Source organism: Promicromonospora alba (assembly GCF_042654905.1).
GTDB lineage: Bacteria > Actinomycetota > Actinomycetes > Actinomycetales > Cellulomonadaceae > Promicromonospora > Promicromonospora alba.
On record NZ_JBHSFI010000004.1, the window covers coordinates 62,768 to 83,398 of the forward strand.

The window sequence follows — 20,631 nt, forward strand, 5'->3', positions numbered from 1 at the left end:
TCGCGTTAGTTGCCCGGAACACCCCGAAGGGTGGGTGAACATGCCATTTCACCCCTCCGGCGCCACCCGGACTACAGCACGTCGGACAACCAGCAGACGCCCCATCTGCGCCCGGTACCGCTGCGCGCCGAACCGCTCGGTGGCGTCCTGCCGGCCGGCGGCCGCCAGCGTGGACGCCCGCGCCGGGTCGTCGAGCAGCTCGGCGATCGCGTCGGCGAGGGCCACCGGGTCGTCCGGCCGCACGAGCAGGCCGGTCTCCCCGTCCTTGACGATCTCGGCGAGCCCCTGCGTGCGGCTCGCCACGACGGGGCGCCCGGCGAGCATCGCCTGGACCGCCACGTTCCCGAACGGCTCCACGCGCGACGGCACGACGACGACGTCGCCCCGCGCGAACCACTCCCACGGGTCCGCGTACCCCACGAGGTCGACGGCGCCTGCCAGGTCGTCCGCGGCGGCCCGGACCCGGAGCTGGTCCTCGAACCACTCGTAGCCCGCGAACACCGAGCCGCACAGCGTCAGCCGCACGTCCCGGCCGGTGCCCCGCAGGAGCGCCACCGCCTCGAGCGCCACGTCGGACCCCTTGCGCGGCGACAGGCGCCCGACCAGGACCACGTGCGCCGACCCAGGGGCCGCGTCCGCACGGCCGTCCGCACCGCCGTCCGCACCGCTGCCGGCCACGGGCACCTCCGGCGGCCCCGGCACGCCGTTGTAGACCACACGCGTACGCCGCCGCAGCGCCGGGACCGCCGACACGACGACGTCGCGCGCCGCGGCCGAGTTCACGACGACGGCGCGGGCGAGCAGGAGCGGAGCCGCGAGCCCCACCCGGACCACCCACCGCGCGTCGGCCTCCGCCTCGTGCACGTGGCACACGGGCGCCACCCCGGCGAGCCGGGCGGCGGCCAGCCACGCGGGAATGGTCAGCGTGTTGACGAGGACGGTGTCCGGCCGCACGCGGCGGATCAGCCGTGTCATCGGGCCGAGCGCCCGCAGCGTGGCGACCCCCAGCGCGACGATGCCCCGCGGCGTCAGGTGCGCCTTGCGGAGCACCGGCATGTCGAGCGTCTCCACCCGCGCTCCGACGTCGCGCATCCGCTCGGCCAGCGGTCCGTCGCCAGGCAGCACGACGACGACGTCCGCTCCGGCGTCGACACATCCGGCCGCGGTCTCGACCAGCTGGAGGTCGGAGCCGTAGAGCTCCACGGAGGCGTGCGCGAGAAGAACCGTCGTCATGATCGCCAACTGTGCCAGCCGGACACCAAACAGGAGATCCCGGACCGGGTGAACTCTGAACTGGGAAACAGGATGGGCGAAATGTTGTTGCTTCTGCCGAAATCGCCCGCCCGAGAGGTGAAATTTGAGAACTACCGGGTGACTTCTATTGGTTCACGCCGCGATGTCCGCCCTTTCGCCGTAACTTGTTCACAGCCACGGAGCGCGCACAGCAACCGTCGGGCTACCACAAATCACCCCACGACGTCCTTGACGCCGCAACCTCACGCGTCCGGATGTCATCCGCGCCAGCAGGAACCGAAGGGATCGGGAGTGACCGCACACTCGATTGACGGCGAGCCGCCACACCTCTTTCCCGTACCGTCCGACCCCGCCACGGGCCACGGCCCGACGACCCGAGGCGTACCGGCCGGTGCGCAGTCCGAGGGTGCGCGCGTCCGGCAGCTCCGGGCCGCCGCGCTGCCTCGCGCGCGGACGGGATGGCAGGCCGGCTACCAGGCGCGGCTCCGGCTCACGGACGCCGTGGTGGTCGGCGTCACCCTGGTCACCGCCTACGGTGTGCAGCTCGCGCTCAGCGGCACCTCGCAGTGGTCCGCCATCGGTCCGCTGCACGCGGCCGCCGGCCTGCTGCTGGCCACTGCCTGGCTCGCCGCGCTGGCCACGAACCGCGCCTACGACGTGCGCTTCTTCGGCCGGGGCATGTCCGAGTACCAGCGCGTCCTCGACGCGACCTGGAAGTCGTTCAGCCTGATCGTCCTGATCGCGTGGGTGACCGCCTACTCCGAGGCCCGCACCCTGCTGCTGGTCGCCTTCCCGCTCGGCATGGTCGGCCTCGTCGCGTCACGCTACCTGTGGCGGCAGCACCTGCTGCGGCAGCGTCGCCGCGGTGACGGCGGCCTGACCATCCTCCTGGCGATCGGTGACCGCGAGCAGGCGACGCGGCTGATCCGGCTGCTCAACGGCGCCCCGGAGCAGGAGTTCGTGGTGGCCGGCGTCTGCCTCACGAACGGCGCCCAGCCGGGCGAGCGTCTCAGCGGCGTCCCGGTGCTCGGCGACCTCAGCGACGTCGGGCTGACGGCGCACGAGATGGGCGCGGGTGCCGTCGCCGTGTGCAGCTCGCACGAGATCACCGCCGACGTCGTGCGGCGGCTGGGCTGGGAGCTCGAGCGGTACGGCGTCGACCTGATGCTCACCGCCGAGCTGGCCGACGTCGCGGTCCCCCGGATCACCGTCTCTCCGGCCCCCGGCATGTCGCTGCTGCACGTGGACACGCCCCGCTTCGAGGGACCCAAGTTCTCCGTGAAGCAGGTCATGGACTGGGGCCTGACCGCGGTGCTGACGGTCCTGGTCTCGCCGATCCTGCTGGCCATCACGCTGGCCGTTGCCCTGACCAGCCGTGGTCCGGTCTTCTACCTCTCGCACCGCGTGGGCCGCGGCGGGCGCCTCTTCCCGATGGTCAAGTTCCGCACCATGTACGTCGGCGCGGACCGGGACGTCGTCGCGCTGGCCGCCGTCAACGAGGCCGAGGGCCCGCTGTTCAAGATGCGCTCCGACCCCCGGGTCACGCGCGTCGGGCGGTTCCTGCGCCGCTACTCGCTCGACGAGCTGCCGCAGCTCTTCAACGTGCTCCGCGGGCACATGAGCCTCGTCGGCCCGCGCCCGCCGCTGCCCCACGAGGTGGCGGCCTACGAGGAGCGGATGAAGCGCCGGCTGCTCGTCAAGCCCGGCATGACCGGGCTGTGGCAGGTCACCGGGCGTTCGGACCTGTCCTGGGAGGAGTCGGTCCGGCTCGACGTCTACTACGCCGAGAACTGGACGCCGTTCCTGGACCTGCTGATCCTTGCCCAGACGGCCCGCGCGGTGGTCTCGGCCCGAGGCGCCTACTAGCCGGGACGCGCCGGGCGCGGGTCAGGCCCGGGTCAGCCGCATGGGGGTGTGCGGGATGCCGTCCTCCAGGAACTCCGCGCCGTCCGGCTCGAACCCGTGCTTGCCGTACCAGCGGGTGAGCGGGGACTGCGCGTCCAGCACGACGTCGCGGGTGTCGCCCGCTTCGTCGATGTACCGCAGCGCCGCGCGCATCACCTCGTCGGACAGGCCCTTGCCCCGCGCGCCCTTGACCAGGGCGACGCGGCCGATCCGCCACTCGCCGCCGTCGTCGAGCACGCGTGCGGTGCCGAGCACGCGGGTCCCGCCGTCGGACACCGAGTCGGGCGCCGCCTCCCCGAGCATCACCACGTGCACGGTGGTGGGCTCGATGTCGCGCCCGTCCAGGTCCTCGTACGGGCAGTCCTGCTCGACGACGAACACGTCCTGACGCAGCTTCAGGACCCCGTAGGCGATGACGACGTCGAGCTCGGTGAGGGGGGTGGTGATGATCTGCACGGGGTCGATGCTCTCATCCAACCGGCAGGTGCCGCTGCCACCAGTCCAGGATCAGCTCAAAGCGCTGCTGCCGGTGCCGCGGGCGACCGGAGCGGGACAGCTCGTGGTTCTCGCCGGGGAAGACCACCAGCTCGGTCTCGACGCCGTGCAGCTTGAGCGTCGAGTAGTAGCGCTCCGCCTGGGACAGCGGGCAGCGCAGGTCGAGCTCGGAGTGCATGACGAGCGTGGGCGTACGCACCTGCCCGGCCACTGCCTGCGGCGACTGCGCGGCAATCTGCTCAGGGGTCTCGCCCACGTACTCCGAGCCGAAGAACGAGCCGATGTCGCTGGTCCCGAAGAACACCTCGGGGTCGAGGAACCCGCGCTCCACGATCGCGCCGGCGAACCGGTGGTCGTGGGCGATGGTCCACGCCGTGAGGTACCCGCCGTACGAACCGCCGAGCACGCCCACGCGCGACCCGTCGAGCCGCCCGTCCGCCGCCGCCGCGCCGTCCAGGAAGTCCAGGACGTCGTGCAAATCGACGGTGCCCATCGCCTGGCGGATCGCCCGGCCGTGGGCCTGCCCGTAGCCCGCTGAGCCACGCGGGTTGCAGTACACGACCGCGTAGCCGGCGTCGACCAGTACCTGCACCTCGTCGAACAGGCCCACCCCGTAGGAGGCGTAGGGGCCGCCGTGGATCATCAGCAGGGTGGGGAACCGGCCGGTGCCCTCGGGGACCGCGATCCAGCCGTGTACCGGGTACCCGTCGCGGCCGGTGACGGTCAGCTCCTTCGGGGTCACGATGCCGGTCGCGCGCAGCGGCGCGGAGAAGTCCGTCCGACGCCGGGGCGCGCCGCCCTCGGCGCCCGCCAGCTCCACCACGCCGACCTCGCCGTAGGTGCCGGGGTCCGAGTACGAGACGGCGAGGGTCCCGCCCGCGGCGTCGAACTCCGAGACGACCACGTCGCCGCTGGTCAGCTGGGTTGTGACCCCGTCGTCGGAGACGCGGACGACCTGCTGGGTGCCGCGGCTCGCGAGGGCGAGCAGCACGCCGCCGTCGGGCAGGGGCACGGGCTCGCCGCCGACCTCCTGGGTCTCCGGGTCGGTGAGCCGGCGCGGCGCGGCGTCCGCCCAGGCGGACAGCACGTACAGCGCGGCGTTCCGCGCGACGAAGTCCTTGCCCTCCGCGCCGACGTCCTGCGCGACGACGTACAGCTCGCCGCCGGAGCCGAACGCGATCGCCTGCGGGGCGAGCGTGCCGAGGTCGACCTCGGAGCCGCTGCCGGTCGCGGGGGCGCCCAGCGGCAGCACGCGCAGGACGCCCCTCGGCACCTGCCCCGCGCCCTGCTCGCGTTCGGCGATGACGCCGATCGAGCCGCCGTCCGGGGTGAAGGCGATGCCGCTGTGGTCGACGCCGTCGGCGGTCAGCTGGCGCGGCTCCGGCACGGTGGGCCGCGGCTCGGGCTCGCCCTCCGCGGTCGGGGCCGGCTGTACCACCGGCTCGGCGGCGACGTCGGGCACGTCGACCAGGAAGGCGTGCTGCGGCCGGTCCCGGTGGTAGCCGAGGCCGTTGCGGGTCCAGCTCCACTCCGTGACGCGGCGCGCCGGCTCGGCCCCCGGAGCGATGCCCTCGACGGAGCCGTACCGGCCCGGCTGGGGCTCACGGCTCAGGAAGGCGATGCGCGTGCCGTCCGGCGACCAGCGGAAGTCGGTGACGCCCAGCTTGCGGTCCGTGACCTGCACGGCCTCGCCGCCGCCGGTCGGCAGCACCCAGAGCTGCGGCGCCGACTGCGGCTGGGCGCGCAGGAAGGCGATCAGGGCGCCGTCGGGCGAGATGCGCGGGGCGGTGTCCCGGAAGCCGCGGGTGAGGCGCCGGGACTCGTCGCCCGCCGACCCCAGCGGCACCCGCCAGAGCTGCCCCACGGTGGCGTCGGCGTCGAGATCGGGGCGGGTCACCGACACGACTGCCCAGGTGCCGTCCGGGTGGACGTCGGGCCGGGAGACGGTACGGATCAGCGGGAGGTCAGTGGCCTGCATGGGCCGGACATTACCCTTACCGACATGTCCGAAACACAGCAGACCGACGCCCCCGCGAGCGCTCACGAGGCCTGGGGCGAGCCGCGTACCCGCGAGCTGACCTGGTTCGACCCGATGCAGATCGCCGCGCAGGCGCCGCTGATGTCGGGTGTCGAGTTCCTGACCCGGATGCGCGAGGGCGTCATCCCGCCGCCGCCGATCGCCGCGCACTTCGGCCTCGACATCGACGTCGTGGAGGAGGGCCGGGTCACGTTCACGTGCGCACCGGACGAGTCCGGCTACAACCCGATCGGCACCATCCACGGCGGCGTCCTCTGCACGCTCCTGGACACCGTGTGCGGCTGCGCCATGCAGTCGGTGCTGCCCCAGGGCAAGGGCTACACGTCGGTCGAGATCAAGGTCAACTACGTCAAGGCCGTGCGCGGCAACAGCGGCCCCCTCACCGCGGAGGGCACGGTGGTCAAGGCGGGTTCGCGCGTCGGCTTCACCGAGGCGGTGGTGCGGGACGCGACCGGCGCGGTGGTGGCGACGGCGTCGAGCACGCTGCTGGTCTTCGACCTCCCGCCGGCGCGCGCCTGACGCGTGGCCAGGCGGCCGGGTACCCAGCGATTCGGCCCGAAATCGCGCAATGTTCGGGCCGAATCACTGGGTAGCCGCCGCAATGACCGCTACGGCGCGACCGTCACGTGATGATCAGACCGATCACCCAGGCGCCCGTCGCGACGAGCGAGCCCACGAGCTGCACGCCGATCGTGATCAGCGTCGCCTGGAGGGCGGCCTTGGTGGCGCCCCAGGCGGCTGACACGTCCTTGCGGCGCAGCCACTCCAGCAGGAAGATCGCGCCGACGAAGAACAGGAACAAGCCGAGCACGGGGATCACGAAGAACCCGATGATGCCCGCGATGCCGCCCACGGCAAGGGTCAGCACGGGTACCTCGGCCTTGCGCATGTGCTTGCCGGCAAGGATCCACTGGAGCACCTCGGCGATGGCGATGGCGACCGCCGCGACGCCGAAGACCACCCAGGCCTGTGTGCCGCCCGTCATGATCGCCCACACGAGGATGCCGCCCAGCACGAGCACGGCGCCAGGCAGCACCTGGACGACTATGCCGATGAGTCCGGCGAAGATTGCGACGCCGACGAGTACTTCTCCCCAAATCTCCACGCCCGAACACTAGCGGTCACGCGACGTCTGCTCGGCCAAAGCCGGCCGGACGACCAGGTCGGGTAGCGCGGCGCCCGTCTACCCTGCTCACCATGACACGTGAGGTGGCTGGATACCTGGCCCGGCTGGGCCTCGACGAGCGGCCCCCGACGACCGTCGGGACCCTGTTCGAGATCCACCGGCGGCATGCCGAGCGGCTCCCGTACGAGAACCTGCACACCATGCTCGGTAGCCCGCCGGCCGTCGACGCGCGCACCACGCTGGCCCGGGTGGCCGCGGGCGGCAACGCCGGCTACTGCTTCCACCACAACGGCGTCCTGACAGTGGCGCTCCGGGAGCTCGGCTACGACGTCGTGCCCGCATGGGGCCACAACTGGGAGGACGACGCCGAGCGCCGCGACGTGCACGTCGGGCACCTGGCGCTGTCCGTCCACGGGCTCCCCACCGACGACAACCCCGGCGGCCTCTGGTGGCCCGACGTCGGGTGCGGCGACGGCCTCCACGACCCGCTGCCGCTGCTCGCGGGCGAGTACCGGCAGGGCCCGTTCACCTACCGGCTCGAGCTGCGCGACGGCGGCTGGACGTTCCACCACGACACCCAGGGCAGCTTCGGCGCGGTGGATCTCTTCGACGAGGAGCTGACACCCGAACGCGAGGAGGCGGCGCACCGCCGGCTCACGGACCCGGCGGACGGCGCGTACGCGCGCAAGCTCGTCGTCCAACGCCGTCTGCCCGACGCCGCGGAGACGCTGCGCGGCTGCCTGTTCACCCGCACCGGATCGCGGACCGAACGGGTCGAGCTCACGGCGTACGACGACTGGCGGGACGGGCTCCGGACGCTGGGCATCGCGCTGCAGGGCATCGACGACGATGCCCTGCGCGGCCTGTTCGACCGGAGCCTGGCCGCCCACCGGGAATGGCTGGCGACCAGGGCGACCGGCTAGCGGCGACCGGCTAGCGGTCAGCCGGTGAGTTCCGGCAGACCGGTCAGTTCCAGAAGACGGCGACCAGGATGTTCACCAGGGTCAGGCCCAGCACCGCGCCCTTGAGGCCCTTGGAGACGTCCTCGCCCTTGCGGACGGCGATGACGGCAAGCACGGCGACGGCGAGCGCGATGACCAGCTTGACGCCGATCTTCGCCATCGACGGGCCGCCGTCGTCCCAGAGGCCGCCCATCTCGGCGATGCCGACCATGATCACGCCCGCGACGACGGCTCCCATGGCACCGTGCGAGACACCCTTGTAAAGGGCCTTGGTGCGCATCGACGCGATCGAGCCGCCGAAGACGAGCGCCCAGCTCGCGAAGTGCAGAAACACGAAGACGTTATAGAGGAACTCCATGGCCGAGAGCCTATCGGCGCCGGGGCTCCCCGGGTATTCACGGTGACCGCGGCGCGGGGCAATTCCCTACCATTTCGATAGGGAAACACATAGGCAACGTCGATGCACTCGATAGACATCCACTATGTGGACGACCCCTTCCGCCCTTTACCAGCGGCGGTTAACGTCATCGCCATGACCAAGGCAGCGCGCATCTTCCTCGTGACAACCCGTCACGAGATGCCCATGTGTGCCATGCCGACCTGTGCCTGCGACTGCTGTCGCAGCTGTCAGCTCTGACGCGCCCCTCGCCCCTGCAAGGTCAGCGCGCGCCGCCGGCCCGCAGCGCTGAGTCCCTGGTCACACCCGGGAATCGGCCGCCTGTGCCCGTACGACGCGCACAACTCCCCCAGCCACAGCTTCCATGCCCGCGCGCACCGCACGAACAGGACCCCACTACATGGTCAACACGGCCCCTCCTGCCCAGCCCCGAACGACCAAGCGACCGGCTCGTCCGAACGGCCAGTGGAAGATCGACGGCACAGCTCCCCTGAACCACAACGAGGAGTTCAAGGCGGAGTCCGACCCGCTGGAGGTCCGTGACCGCATCGAGCGGATCTACGCCAAGGAGGGCTTCGACTCCATCCCTGGCGACGACCTGCACGGCCGGTTCCGCTGGTGGGGCCTGTACACGCAGCGCAAGCCCGGGATCGACGGCGGCAAGACCGCGACGCTCGAGCCGCACGAGCTCGAGGACAAGTACTTCATGCTCCGCGTCCGGATCGACGGCGGGGCGCTCACCACGGAGCAGCTGCGCGTCATCGCGGGCATCAGCACGGACTTCGGCCGCGGCTCCGCCGACATCACCGACCGCCAGAACCTCCAGCTGCACTGGATCGAGGTCGAGGCGATGCCGGAGATCTGGCGCCGGCTGGAGGCCGTGGGGCTGAGCACGACGGAGGCCTGCGGCGACGTCCCGCGCGTGATCCTCGGCAGCCCCGTGGCGGGCGTCGCCAAGGACGAGCTGATCGACCCGACGCCGGTGATCGAGGAGATCCAGGAGCGCTTCATCGGGGACCCGGCGCTGGCGAACCTGCCGCGCAAGTTCAAGTCGGCGATCACCGGCCACCCGAGCCTGGACGTGGTGCACCAGATCAACGACATCTCGTTCGTCGCGGTCGACCACCCGGAGCTGGGCATCGGCTACGACGTGTGGGTGGGCGGCGCGCTGTCGACGGCGCCGCGCCTCGCGGAGCGCCTGAACGCCTTCGTCTCGCCCGAGGAGGCGCCCGAGGTCTGGCACGGCGTCGTCCGCATCTTCCGCGACTACGGCTACCGCCGGCTGCGCAACAAGGCCCGCCTCAAGTTCCTGCTCGCCGACTGGGGCGTGGAGAAGTTCCGCCAGGTCCTGGAGGACGAGTACCTGGGCTACAAGCTGCGCGACAGCATCGAGCCGCCGTCGCCCGCGTCGCTGGGCCTCGACGAGCGCGGTGACCACATCGGCATCCACGAGCAGCACGACGGCCGCTTCTACATCGGCGCCGCACCCACGGTGGGCCGCGTCTCGGGCGAGATCCTCGCGCAGCTCGCCGACCTCGCCGAGGCGCACGGCAGCAGCCGGGTCCGCCTGACGCCGCAGCAGAAGCTGCTGGTGCTCGACGTCGCCAAGGACGAGGTGGAGCCCGTCGTCGCCGGCCTCGCCGAGCTCGGCCTGCAGGCCCGGCCGAGCAACTTCCGCCGGAACACGATCGCCTGCACCGGCATCGAGTACTGCAAGCTCGCGATCGTCGAGACCAAGGCGACGTCGGACCAGGCGATCACGCAGCTCGAGGAACGGCTCGGGAACCTGAAGAACCTCAAGCCGCTGAGCCTGCACGTCAACGGGTGCCCCAACTCCTGCGCGCGCATCCAGACCGCCGACATCGGCCTCAAGGGTCAGCTCGTGCTGGACGACGACGGCAACCAGGTCCCCGGCTTCCAGGTCCACCTGGGTGGCGGCCTCACCTCGCTGGACCGGGACGACGCCGGGCTCGGGCGCACCGTGCGCGGGCTCAAGGTGACCGCCGACGGGATCGGCGACTACGTGGAGCGGGTCGTGCGCAGGTACGACGCCGACCACGACGGTGAAGAGACGTTCGCAGAGTGGGCACACCGCGCCGACGAGGAGGCTCTTCGATGACCACGACAGAAGCAGCACCGATTTCCTCTCTCTCGCTCTCCGGGCCGGGTTCTGGGGTGAACCCGCGCCTCGCGCGGGTCCGCGCCCGGGCCGCCGCCCGCGAGAGCATCCGTGCCATGCGACCGGCCGCGCGGGCCAAGCGCCGCCGTCGCACCCCCGAGGAGCTGCGCGCCGTGGTGGAGCGCGGGCAGGCGCAGCTCAACGCCTCCTCCGAGAGCCCGGAGGCGGACGCGCAGGCGGTCATCGCGTGGGCAGTGCGTGAGTTCGGGCCGTACATGGCGGTGGCCTCCTCGATGCAGGACACCGTGCTGTCGCACCTCGTGGCCGAGCAGTTCCCGTTCGTGGACGTGCTGTTCGGCGACACGGGCTACCACTTCGCCGAGACGCTGGGCACGCGCGGCGCCGTCGAGATCGAGCTGGACGTGAACGTCGTCGACGTGCGGCCCGAGCTGACCGTCGCAGAGCAGGACGACCGGTACGGTCCCAAGCTGCACGACCGCGACCCCGAGGCCTGCTGCGCCATGCGCAAGGTCGCCCCGATGAAGAAGGCCCTGGAGAACTACGAGGCCTGGGCCACCGGCGTGCGCCGCGAGGAGACCGCCGCACGCGCCAACGCCCAGCTCGTGTCCTGGGACGAGCGCAACGGCGTCGTCAAGATCAACCCGATCGCCGCGTGGACCGAGGAGCAGGTCTCCGAGTACGCCAACCGCCATGGCCTCGTGATCAACCCGCTGCTCTTCGACGGCTACCCGTCGGTCGGCTGTGAGCCGTGCACCGCTCGGCCGCTGCCGGGCGAGGACGCGCGCTCCGGCCGGTGGGCCGGGCTCGACAAGGACGAGTGCGGTCTCCATGTCTGACGCCGCGCCGTTGCCCACTGCGGGGGCGCACGATGGAGGGGTGTCGCACGAGATCTACCCGCTGGGGCTGAAGGTCGCCGGGCGGCTCGTCGTGGTGGTCGGCGGCGGGCCGGTCGCCGCGCGCCGCGCCCGTGCGCTGGTCGAGGCGGGTGCGCGGGTGCGCGTCGTCGCGCCCGACGTCTGCGAGGACCTGTCGGTGCTGGCCCGGGTCTCGGCGCCCGGCGCGGTAGAGCTCGTCACCCACGCCTACCGGGCGGGTGACCTCGACGAGGCCTGGCTCGTGCACACGGCGACGGGTTCTCCCGCGGTCGATCAGCAGGTGTCCGACGACGCCGAGCGCGCCCGGGTCTTCTGCGTCACCGCGGGCGATGCCTCGGTGGGCAGCGCGTGGGTCCCTGCGGTGGCCCGTACGGCCCTCACCGACGACGCCGAGGTGACCGTCGCGGTGACCGCGGGCCGCGACCCGCGCCGCGCCACGGCGATCCGGGACGCGGTCGCGGCGGCCCTGCAGACCGGCACGCTCCCGCTCCGCCGCCGCCGCACCCGCGAGGTAGAGCGTGTGTCCGACGTGGCGACCAGCCCTGCCGAAGTAGAGCGTGTGTCGGACGCCCGCTCTACTTCGCGGGTTCCGGGGCGGGTCTGGCTCGTCGGCGGCGGGCCCGGCGACACCGGGCTCATCACCGCGCGTGGGCGCACGGTGCTCGCGCAGGCCGACGTCGTGGTCATCGACCGGCTCGGCCCGCGCGCCCTGCTGCACGAGCTCTCGCCCGGCGTCGAGGTCATCGACGTGGGCAAGACGAGCGGCAACCACCCGGTGCCGCAGCACGAGATCAACGCGCTGCTGGTCCAGCACGCGCTGGCGGGGCGCGACGTCGTGCGCCTCAAGGGCGGCGACCCCTACGTGTTCGGTCGCGGCGGCGAGGAGCTCGCCGCGTGCCACGCGGCGGGCATCGAGGTGGAGGTGGTGCCTGGTGTGACCAGCGCCGTCTCCGTCCCCGCCGCGGCCGGCATCCCGGTCACGCACCGCGGTGTCGCGCGCGGTTTCAGCGTCCTGACCGGGCACGACGGCGCCGCCGACGTGCCCGGCGGTCCGGATCACACACTCGTGCTGCTCATGGGCGTCACCCGCCTGGCCGAGACGGCGGACGCCCTCGTGACCGCCGACCGCCCCGCGGACACCCCGGTCGCCCTCGTCGAGGACGGCTTCGGGCCCCGGCAGCGCGTCACGGTCGGCACGCTGGCGGACATCGCCGAGCGGGCCGCCGCCGTCGGCGTCCGACCGCCTGCCGTGATCGTGGTGGGCGCGGTAGTCCGCCTCTCGCCCGCCTGGGCGCAACAAGCTCGTTGAGTGCTGGGTATCTGCGGGCGCGAAGGCCATCAACCCCGCAGATACCCAGCACTCAACGGATCTCTCCCCGCGCTCCCGCCCGAAAGAAATAGTGCGGGTGATTTCGGCCGCCGATGGGGGAAAAGACCCCAACTCCCCTTTTGCAGTAGGTCAAGTTCCGGTAGGCATGCAGACGCCGCCATACTCGGCGGCCTTCTGCCCTGCCGTCACACGACCAATGCCGACGGCCTGATCTGGGAGAACGCATGAGAACAAGGACACGACGTGCGCTGCGGTGCACGGTAGCCGCGATGCCGGCCATCGCGCTCGCCGTCGCCGGGCTCGCCGCGACCGGAGGAGCGACGACAGCGTCGGCCACCGGCAGCGGTGCACCAGCCATCCAGAGCTCAGAGCACTACATCAACTACGCGGATGTCGCCGCACAGCCCGAGATCGACGACGACGTCGAGATCACGCCCGGCGGCCGCACCGTCCTCCACAAGGCCGAGGGCGAGACCGGCGTCGCCGTCGACGCCTCCGTCCAGGCCGCCTCGGACGAGATCGACAAGAAGTTCGCCGCCGGCAACCCGGCGGCGGCGCGGAAGCTGGCCGAGCTCGAGAACGAGGCGGTCGTCACGGGTTCGAGCCCCAAGGAGATCAAGCAGTCGCGCTACAAGCGTGCGCCGCAGACGCAGGAGGCCAAGCTCCTGACGATCCTGGTCGAGTTCGACGAGAACGCGAACGACGACTTCACCGACCAGATGGTGCCCACCTACTGGGGCTCGTCGGAGTGCATGCCGGGCAACGTCCAGAACGGCCCGCTGCACAACAACATCCCGAACCCGGCCGACGCCTCGCAGCCGGACAACAACTCCATGTGGGTCAAGGACTTCTCGTCCGACCACTTCAACAAGATGCTCTTCAGCGAGAAGGGCATCACCAAGCGGGTCCGCCCGGACCTCACGGGGCCGGACGGCAAGCGGGGCATCGACATCTCCGGCTACACCATGAAGAACATGTACGAGGAGATGTCGCGGGGCGCGTACACCGTCTCGGGCGAGGCCACACCGTGGGTCAAGGTGCCGCACTCCGAGGGCTACTACGGCGCGCAGCGCTGCTTCAAGAACGACGAGGGTGAGTGGGAGGCCGGCGCCTACCAGTCCATGAACGGCCACCCCGACAACCCGCTCGGCGCGGGCCAGCTGCCCATCGACGCAGTGGCGGCGCTCGCCGAGCTGCAGCCCGACTTCCCGTGGGCCGACTACGACATCGAGGACCAGGGCGACCGCGACGACGACGGCAACGTCCTCGAGCCGGACGGCGTCATCGACCACGTGGTGCTCGTCCACGCGGGTGAGGACAAGTCGGGCGGCGGTGGCGCACAGGGCACGTACGCCCTCTGGGCCCACTCCTCGGCCGTCGCGGGCGGCGCCGACATCCCGGGCACCGACCTGAAGCTCTCCAACTACATCGTGCAGCCGGAGGACTCCGGCGTCGGCGTGTTCGCGCACGAGTACGGCCACGACCTGGGCCTGCCCGACCTGTACGACACGGGCAGCGGCGGCGACTCCGACGTCGACTTCTGGGACCTGATGAGCTCCGGCTCGCACTCGGGCCCGATCTTCCAGTCGATGCCCACGCACATGGGCATCTGGGACAAGTGGGTGCTCGGCTGGGTGGACCCGGTAGAGGTGAACCCGGGAGACGACCGGACCAGCGTCAAGGTCGGCCAGGCGTCCCGCCCGCTGAAGGGCACCGCGGACGGCGTCAAGGTCAACCTGCCGGACAAGGCGATCACGCTGGGCACGCCGCACAGCGGCGAGAGCATGTGGTACACCGGCGCCGACCAGAGCTGGGCCGACGTGCGGCTGTCGCGCACCATCGAGGTCCCGGCCGACGCCACGTTCTCCTTCTGGGCCGACTACGTCATCGAGGCGGACTGGGACTTCGGCTTCGTCGAGGTCTCCACCGACGGCGGCGCCACCTGGGCCGAGCAGAAGGTCCTCGACGACGACGGGAACGAGATCACCACACCGGACGGCTACGCGGACCCGAACGGCCGCATGGCCGACTTCGGCGACAAGAAGTACGGCCTGACCGGCACCACCGACGGCTGGGGTCACCTCAACGTGGACCTGTCCGCGTTCGCCGGGACCACGGTGGACGTCCGGCTGCGCTACGCCACGGACGCCGCCTTCCAGGAGCGCGGCTGGTTCTCCGACGACTTCGAGGTCACCAGCGGTGACACGGTCGTGTGGAGCGACGACGTCGAGACGACGGACCCGGGCTGGACCACCGAGGTCACGACGTTCGTCGACACCACGGGTGCCGGCTGGCACACCACCTCCGGCTCGTCGGTCCAGGCGCAGTACTACCTGGTCGAGTGGCGGAACCTGGACGGCTTCGACAAGGGCCTGAAGTACGGGTACGACTCCACCTACGCGGCGCCGCAGACCGATGCGTGGAAGGTCGAGAAGATCGCGTACAACGCGCCCGGCATGCTCGTCTGGTACCGGGACACCACGTACGGCAGCGCCAACCTGGTGCTGAGCAACCTGTCGGCGCTCCCGAGCACCGGGCCGAAGGGTGGTCTGCTGCTGGTGGACAGCCACTTCGACCCGCTGCGCCGTGACGACTCGGCCACGCCGGACACGTCGGTGCTGAAGAACGTCCCGTCCCGTGCGCAGTCCTCGAACGTGGCGTTCGGCCTCCGGCCGACGTACCCGTTCACCGAGTGCATCACGGGTGAGGACACGACGGCGGAGTTCTGCACGGACTTCGGGGCACAGGCGCCGGTACGCACGTTCCGGGACGACGCCGGCTGGTACCCCGGGCTCGAGCTGAACGACAACGGCAGCCTGTACTACCGGGACAACGACGCGTCGACGGTCGTGCCGTCCGTCGGCAACGCGCCCTACTCGGTGCGGATGGTCGACGAGCGCGGACAGCTCCTGCCGGAGCTGTTCGGGGAGGACTTCGGCATCGGCGCCATCACGGGCACCGGCGACCCCGAGGACGACGGCGTCGGCTACGGCACCGTGATCCACCTCAAGAAGGCGTTCAAGGGCAACACCGCGGCCCTGATCCAGATCACACCGCCCCTCTCGTCGGGGTCGTGATCCGCACTGCCGTCCGGGCAGCACGGCTGTCCGGGCGGCAGTAGCCGCAGCACGGGGGCGGGACCACCAGCCAGGTGGTCCCGCCTCAGCGGACCTCTTCCGCTCGCGCGAGGACGTACCGGAGCAGGTCGACGTCGGCCGTCGGGACGGCGATGCTCCAGGCCCCGGAGCGTGAGGCGCCTTCGAGCTGGGTGTAGGCGGACCGCTCGAACACCCCTCGGGACGGCGTCTGCGTCCCGAACACCCGGTGCGGCGCCGCACCCAGCACCGACTCCAGAGACGCGACCGACGCCGCGTCGAGCCCGACCCGCACCACGACGCGCCGCACCTTGCGCTCCATCAGGTATGCGACGACCAGCACGGCCCCGCCGGCCGCGACGGCAGCCAGGTCCTGGGCCGGCGAGCGGCGGCGGCCGAACACCGACAGGAGCTTGTCGGCCACCGTTCCGGAGCCGGCGCTGCGCCGCACCGCGGCCGCAGGGCTCGGCACCTCCGGCTCGGGACGCGGCACCACAGGCTCCGGGCCGGGCAGCACGGGCTCAGGACCCGGGACTACCGGCTCCCGGCCGGGCAGCACGGGCTCGGGACCTGGCACCACCCGCTCTGGGCCCGGCGCCGCGTGCGCGCGTCGGGCCTTCTTCCGGGGACCGCCCGCGTGGACGCCCGTCGTCCGGCCGTCGCGGAACCTCTCGCGCCTGCTCTCGCGGACACTCAGCACCAGCCACTCGACCGTGGCAGCGATCGTCACGGCACCCGCCGCGATCCGTAGGACGAAGTTCAGGGGGTCCCAGGAGTTCGATGCGTTCGCATAGGTGCTCACCACCCAGATGATGGCGGCGACCAGCGCGATCATGAGGCTGACTAGTCGACTGGTCCGCATGGAGGTTGGTTTCTTCGTCTCGAATCGGTCGGGTCAGCCATCATCAGCTCGGCACGAGCAGCAGACCACCCCGCCGAAGCCCCCTCCGACAAACGCTCCCCCGCTGGGGCACAGCAGCGTACCAACGCGAACTAGCAGGTAGAGCGTGTTCCGGCCATCTTCATCCCCTCAGGATTTCACAGGAAGACCAGCCCGTTGAGTGCTGGGTATCTGCCCTCTCGAGGCTGTCGAGAGGGCAGATATCCAGCACTCAGCGAGGGTCAGAGGAGGCGGCGGGCTACCGCCCAGCGGGTCAGTTCGTATCGTGAGGAGAGCTGCAGCTTGCGGAGGACCGCGCTGACGTGGGTCTCCACCGTCTTGATCGAGATGAACAGCTCGCTCGCGACCTCGCGGTAGGAGTAGCCGCGCGCGATGAGGCGCATGACCTCCTGCTCGCGCTTCGAGAGCCGGTCGAGCTCGTCGTCGGCCACGGCGATGTCGTTCGCCGACGCGCCGAACGCGTCCAGCACGAACCCGGCCAGCCGCGGCGAGAAGACGGCGTCTCCGCCGGCCACCTGCACCACCGCCGACGACAGCTCCGACGGCGCGATGTTCTTCGTGACATAGCCACGGGCGCCGGCACGGATGACGGAGACAACGTCCTCGGCCGCATCCGAGACGGACAGCGCGAGGAACCGCACGCCCTCCGCCAGCAGGTCGGTGCAGCGCTGCACCACCTCGGCGCCGCCGCCGCCGTTGCCGCCGGGGAGGTGCACGTCGAGCAGCACGACGGGCGGCCGGTGCTCGTGCACCTTGGCCACCGCGGAGTCGACGTCGAACGCCTCGCCCACCACGGTCACCCGGTCGTCCAGCGAGGCGCGCACGCCCGTGCGGAACAGGTGGTGGTCGTCCACGAGCACCACGGGCACCGGGAGCGGCACCAGCCCGCCGCCCGACGTCGTCGCCTGGGTTGTCATCTCGTCGCACCTTCCGCAGTGGTGGGCGCAGCGCTGGGAGCCGTCGCGGCTCGCGCCCTGCCGTTCTTCTCGGTCTTCTTGTCGCCGTTCGCCGACTTGTCCAGCGGCAGCCGGAGCCGCACCTCTGTGCCCCAGCCGGGCCGGCTGACCACCTCGGCGGTGCCGCCACGACGGCGGACCCTGCCGAGGATCGACTCCCGCACGCCGAACCGGTCCTGCGCGATCTCGTCGAGGTCGAAGCCGTCACCGCGATCCCGCACGAACACCTCGGCCACGGCGTCGGTGACCTCAAGGTATACGGACACGGGCGGAGCGCCGTGCTTGAAGGCGTTGAGCAGCGCCTCGCGCGCCGCCTGCAGCAGTGCCGAGGTGCTCTCGGTGGGCGGGCAGTCGCCCACCACGACGGTCTCCACGGTGAGCGGCGCCACGGCGTCCTCGATCTCGGCGACCAGCTCCTTCAGCTCGGCGGCCACCGACGTGCCGGGTTCCTGCCGGTCGTCGTAGAGCCATCCGCGCAGCTCGCGCTCCTGGGCGCGCGCCATGCGGGATACCGCCTCCGGGTCCGCGGCCTGCGCGCGGATCAGGGCAAGGGTCTGGAGCACCGAGTCGTGCAGGTGGGCGGCGATGTCGGCGCGCTCGGCCTCGCGGGCGTGGGCGGCGCGCTCGTCGCCGAGCTGGCGCACGAGCCGGAACCACCAGGGCAGCGACACGAGCGCGATACCGGCGACCATGGCCACTGACGCGATGGCGACCTGCATCAGCACGCTCACCGGGGTGTCCTGCCCCACCAGCATGAGGACGCCGAGCATGGTCAGCACGACGCCGCCGGCGAGCCGCAGCAGCGCCGTCCGCGACCGGAGGCCCCTGCCCGAGCCGCCTACCCAGCGGTCCCGTTCCGTCACATCGACCTGGCTCCAGGCGAGGGCGACGCCGCCGAGCCCGATGAGCGCGGGCAGCACCCACGATGCGACCGGGTCCCAGTCGGCGCGGAGCGCGATCAGGAGCGCGGCGCTGGACAGCAGGACCACGCCGATCCAGATGTCCCGGACCGCGAGCCTCGACACCGGCCCGGAGAGGCGGACCCGCTCGACGAGGGACGCCGCGCGGTCGGCGGCACCGGCGTCGGCGTTCGCATCGGTGGTCAGCCGCGGCGCGAGCCGACGGCGTTCGGTGGGCACGGTGTCGGCGGCCACTGCCGGGATGCCCGCGGGGACGGTGACCCACCAGAAGACGTAGGCCACCACTCCGGCCCCGGCGAACCAGACGAGGATCAGGAACGCGAGCCGGACCAGCCACACGGGCACGCCCATGTGCGCCGCCAGGCCTGCGGCGACGCCGGCCACCCAGCGGCCGCTGTATCCCGGGCCCGCGGTGCTGGGCCTGCGGAGGGTGAGTCTCTGGTTCACACCCCGATCGTCACATGTCCGGACTCCCCTGAACACGCCTGAGCCTGGATCTCAGGGTCCTGCGCGGGGCTAACCAGGGTTGGTTCAGGGCAGGTCCCGATGCCGCACGGGGCGTCCGGCGCGCAGCATTGAGGCATGAGCACCGACGAGACGCGTCCAGAGGGCGCCACACCTGAGCCGGGCGGTTCGGCCGACGCCAGGCCGGTCGGCCCGGACGCCGAGCACGCCGGCCCGGCCTTCGAGCCAGCAGTCGATCCAGCGACCGACCCGACGGTCGATCCTGCACCTGTCGCACCCGGGCAGAAGCCCTACCCGGAGTCCGGCTTCTTCGCATCCATCCGCCGCGGTCTGTTCCCGCGCTCCGAGCAGCGCTGGGTGGGTGGCGTCGCGGGCGGCGTCGCCGAACGCATCGGCTGGGACCCGCTGCTGGTCCGCGGCATCCTGGTCGTGAGCTTCTTCCTCGGCGGGCTCGGCCTCATCCTGTACGGCATCGGCTGGGCGCTGCTGCCCGAGCGCGACGGCCGCATCCACCTGCAGGAGGCGACGCGCGGCAACTTCGACGTCGCGATGCTCGGGTCGGTGGCCGTGTTCCTCACGGGCTTCGCCTGGGGCGGGCCGGCCGGCTGGTGGGACGACAGCGGCTGGGAGTGGCTCGCCTTCTTCTTCTGGATCGCAGTCCTGGGTGTGGTGTTCTACCTGATCGTGCAGGGTGTGCAGCGGCGCCGCGACAACAACGCCTTCCGTACCGGCGCCGTCGCGGGGAACCCCGGTGTGCCCACCCCGGGCACTCCTGCCGCAGGCGTGCAGGCTCCTGGCCCGCAGGCTCCGGGTGCGCCCACGGGTTCCGCCCCGCAGCGTCCCGGCGACCCCGGCGCGTCCGCCCACTTCACCCCCGCACCGCCGGTCGAGTACCGCCGGCCCGACGGCCTGGTCTACGCGACCGGCGCCGGCCCCGCGCCCTACCGTCAGTCGCAGGCGCCGTACCGGTCGAACCCGGCCCAGACGATCCCGCCGCAGCCGGCCTACACACCGCCTGCGCCCCGCGTGCACCGTGGTCCGGGCGGCACCACCGTCGGGGTCACGATGGGAGTGATCCTGCTGGCCGGCGCGCTGCTCCTCGGCCTCCAGCGGATGGACGCCTCCGGCCTGCCCGACGGCCTCGGCGAGCTCGGCTCCGTCTGGCTGGGCATCGGGACCGTGACGCTCGGCATCGCGATCCTCGTCTCGGCCATGCGTGGCCGCACCAGCGGTGTGCTCGGGTTCTTCGCGATAGTCGCCATGCTGTTCGGCGTCGCCTACGTGGCGGTCGCGGATGCCGTGGGCCCGCGCTGGGTGGACGACGCCATGACGAGCAGCCGCGAGATCGAGGGATACGTATCGGGCCCCAACGACCCGGACGCGGCCACCATCACGGAGGGCACCGTCATGGTGCAGACCGTGCGGGAGGCGGAGAACGGCTTCTACGTCCAGTGGGGCGAGCCCACCATCGACCTCACCGAGCTCGACCTCTCCAAGGTCGAGCCGGGCGATCCGGTGGTCGTGCCGATTCAGCTCGGCGCCGGCCAGACCACCGTGAACGTGCCCGCGGACATCGCCGTGGACGCGAACGCCTATGTCGCCGCCGGGCACATCCAGTGGAACGTGGACGACCATGACCGGGCCGCGAGCGGCGTCGGATCGGACACCTACTTCTCCAGCGACGAGGTGGGAGACGAAGGCGCGGTGCTGACCCTCGACATCGAGGCCGGCGCAGGCGAAGTCATCGTGAGCGAGATCAAGTGAGGGAGCGC

Annotated in this window: 16 protein-coding genes; 8 read left to right on the forward strand and 8 right to left on the reverse strand. The window is 71.7% G+C overall.

Annotated elements, in window-relative coordinates; genetic code table 11:
* Nucleotides 1-48: 48 nt before the first annotated feature.
* Entirely contained in the window at nucleotides 49-1,233 is a 1,185-nt protein-coding gene (locus ACFO6V_RS11250) for a glycosyltransferase family 4 protein (protein WP_377135335.1), read from the reverse strand.
* Nucleotides 1,234-1,545: 312 nt separating this feature from the next.
* Here ACFO6V_RS11250 and ACFO6V_RS11255 point away from each other — a divergent pair, with 312 nt between their 5' ends.
* Nucleotides 1,546-3,120 (forward strand): sugar transferase, encoded by a 1,575-nt coding sequence (locus ACFO6V_RS11255; RefSeq protein ID WP_377135337.1) that lies wholly within the window; start codon nucleotides 1,546-1,548, stop codon nucleotides 3,118-3,120.
* A 21-nt stretch (nucleotides 3,121-3,141) separates the two neighbouring features.
* On the opposite strand, the gene ACFO6V_RS11260 is transcribed toward ACFO6V_RS11255, so the two are convergent.
* Entirely contained in the window at nucleotides 3,142-3,615 is a 474-nt protein-coding gene (locus tag ACFO6V_RS11260) for a GNAT family N-acetyltransferase (protein WP_377135339.1), read from the reverse strand.
* A 13-nt stretch (nucleotides 3,616-3,628) separates the two neighbouring features.
* Nucleotides 3,629-5,632, reverse strand: a complete 2,004-nt coding sequence (locus ACFO6V_RS11265; RefSeq protein ID WP_377135341.1) for a S9 family peptidase — start codon at nucleotides 5,630-5,632, stop codon at nucleotides 3,629-3,631.
* 24 nt (nucleotides 5,633-5,656) lie between these two features.
* Here ACFO6V_RS11265 and ACFO6V_RS11270 point away from each other — a divergent pair, with 24 nt between their 5' ends.
* Complete coding sequence (locus tag ACFO6V_RS11270) at nucleotides 5,657-6,211, forward strand: PaaI family thioesterase (protein WP_377135344.1); 555 nt, start codon at nucleotides 5,657-5,659, stop codon at nucleotides 6,209-6,211.
* A gap of 103 nt (nucleotides 6,212-6,314) precedes the next feature.
* Here the strand turns inward: ACFO6V_RS11270 and ACFO6V_RS11275 are convergent, their stop codons facing one another.
* Nucleotides 6,315-6,797 carry a DUF456 domain-containing protein gene (locus ACFO6V_RS11275; protein WP_377135346.1) on the reverse strand — a complete coding sequence of 161 codons (483 nt, stop codon included), beginning with the start codon at nucleotides 6,795-6,797 and terminating at the stop codon, nucleotides 6,315-6,317.
* A gap of 92 nt (nucleotides 6,798-6,889) precedes the next feature.
* Here ACFO6V_RS11275 and ACFO6V_RS11280 point away from each other — a divergent pair, with 92 nt between their 5' ends.
* Complete coding sequence (locus ACFO6V_RS11280; protein ID WP_377135348.1) at nucleotides 6,890-7,741, forward strand: arylamine N-acetyltransferase family protein; 852 nt, start codon at nucleotides 6,890-6,892, stop codon at nucleotides 7,739-7,741.
* 43 nt (nucleotides 7,742-7,784) lie between these two features.
* Here the strand turns inward: ACFO6V_RS11280 and ACFO6V_RS11285 are convergent, their stop codons facing one another.
* Nucleotides 7,785-8,138 carry a hypothetical protein gene (locus ACFO6V_RS11285; protein WP_357507200.1) on the reverse strand — a complete coding sequence of 118 codons (354 nt, stop codon included), beginning with the start codon at nucleotides 8,136-8,138 and terminating at the stop codon, nucleotides 7,785-7,787.
* A 439-nt stretch (nucleotides 8,139-8,577) separates the two neighbouring features.
* Here ACFO6V_RS11285 and ACFO6V_RS11290 point away from each other — a divergent pair, with 439 nt between their 5' ends.
* The 4 genes from ACFO6V_RS11290 to ACFO6V_RS11305 all read left to right on the forward strand — a co-directional run bounded on the left by ACFO6V_RS11290 (nucleotide 8,578) and on the right by ACFO6V_RS11305 (nucleotide 15,599).
* Complete coding sequence (locus ACFO6V_RS11290) at nucleotides 8,578-10,296, forward strand: nitrite/sulfite reductase (protein WP_377135350.1); 1,719 nt, start codon at nucleotides 8,578-8,580, stop codon at nucleotides 10,294-10,296.
* Nucleotides 10,293-11,153: a phosphoadenylyl-sulfate reductase gene (locus ACFO6V_RS11295; protein WP_377135352.1), complete on the forward strand. Its 861-nt coding sequence runs from the start codon at nucleotides 10,293-10,295 to the stop codon at nucleotides 11,151-11,153. Before ACFO6V_RS11290 ends, ACFO6V_RS11295 begins: the two co-directional genes overlap by 4 nt.
* Nucleotides 11,146-12,501, forward strand: a complete 1,356-nt coding sequence (gene cobA / locus ACFO6V_RS11300) for a uroporphyrinogen-III C-methyltransferase (protein WP_377135354.1) — start codon at nucleotides 11,146-11,148, stop codon at nucleotides 12,499-12,501. The genes ACFO6V_RS11295 and cobA overlap by 8 nt, the downstream gene beginning before the upstream one ends.
* A 290-nt stretch (nucleotides 12,502-12,791) precedes the next feature.
* Nucleotides 12,792-15,599, forward strand: coding sequence for an immune inhibitor A domain-containing protein (locus ACFO6V_RS11305; protein ID WP_377135356.1), 2,808 nt, complete (start codon nucleotides 12,792-12,794; stop codon nucleotides 15,597-15,599).
* 85 nt (nucleotides 15,600-15,684) lie between these two features.
* On the opposite strand, the gene ACFO6V_RS11310 is transcribed toward ACFO6V_RS11305, so the two are convergent.
* From ACFO6V_RS11310 to ACFO6V_RS11320, 3 genes are all read right to left on the reverse strand, one after another.
* On the reverse strand, nucleotides 15,685-16,479 hold the full coding sequence (locus ACFO6V_RS11310; RefSeq protein ID WP_377135359.1) for a hypothetical protein: 795 nt from the start codon (nucleotides 16,477-16,479) through the stop codon (nucleotides 15,685-15,687).
* A gap of 260 nt (nucleotides 16,480-16,739) precedes the next feature.
* Nucleotides 16,740-17,435, reverse strand: a complete 696-nt coding sequence (locus ACFO6V_RS11315; protein ID WP_377135361.1) for a LuxR C-terminal-related transcriptional regulator — start codon at nucleotides 17,433-17,435, stop codon at nucleotides 16,740-16,742.
* Nucleotides 17,432-18,841, reverse strand: a complete 1,410-nt coding sequence (locus ACFO6V_RS11320; protein ID WP_377135363.1) for a PspC domain-containing protein — start codon at nucleotides 18,839-18,841, stop codon at nucleotides 17,432-17,434. The genes ACFO6V_RS11315 and ACFO6V_RS11320 overlap by 4 nt, the downstream gene beginning before the upstream one ends.
* A gap of 135 nt (nucleotides 18,842-18,976) precedes the next feature.
* Between ACFO6V_RS11320 and ACFO6V_RS11325 the strand changes: the two genes are divergently transcribed.
* A complete protein-coding gene (locus ACFO6V_RS11325) occupies nucleotides 18,977-20,623 on the forward strand; it encodes a PspC domain-containing protein (protein ID WP_377135365.1) in 1,647 nt (548 codons plus the stop codon).
* Nucleotides 20,624-20,631: the final 8 nt, after the last annotated feature.